At 50.0% G+C, this 426-nt stretch carries 1 protein-coding gene and 1 pseudogene; both read left to right on the top strand.

The features are described from left to right. Positions 1 to 243 (top strand): PRC-barrel domain-containing protein (locus ACYVTD_RS17070; RefSeq protein WP_461248837.1); only part of this gene is annotated, 243 nt, incomplete at its 5' end. Next, positions 240 to 426: pseudogene (locus tag ACYVTD_RS17065) on the top strand (tRNA (guanosine(37)-N1)-methyltransferase TrmD); the annotation flags it as partial. The gene ACYVTD_RS17070 and the pseudogene ACYVTD_RS17065, both read left to right, overlap by 4 nt.

The following is a 426-nucleotide window of genomic DNA, read 5'->3' as shown; positions in this document are numbered from 1 at the left end:
GCGGCTCCGTTGGGCAAGGGCGAATTTTACATTGAGGATTTGAAGGGACTGCCCGTAACCGCCGAAAACGGCGAAACCATAGGCAGTTTAATCGATATTATCGAAGGCGGCGGCGGAGAACTGGCGGAAATAGCGCTTGCCAACGGCGAAAAACGGCTGGTTCCATTCAGGAAAGAGTTTTTTCCTGAGATTAGCCCGGAAAAGGGCAGGATAACGATTCAAAACCTCTGGATATTAGAATGAAATACACAGTTTTAACGCTATTTCCCGAAATTACCGACGCTTTTTTCGCCAATTCCATCATGGCGAAGGCGATAAAACGTGGTATTATCGAGTATCGGGCGGTGAATATCCGCGATTTTGCCTACGACAAGCACAAAACCTGCGACGACGCGCCTTACGGCGGCGGCCCAGGGATGCTTATGC

This window comes from Treponema sp. R6D11 (genome assembly GCF_054786075.1).
The sequence above is the reverse complement of the archived record's forward strand: the minus strand, read 5'-3'. Positions and strand labels throughout refer to the sequence as shown.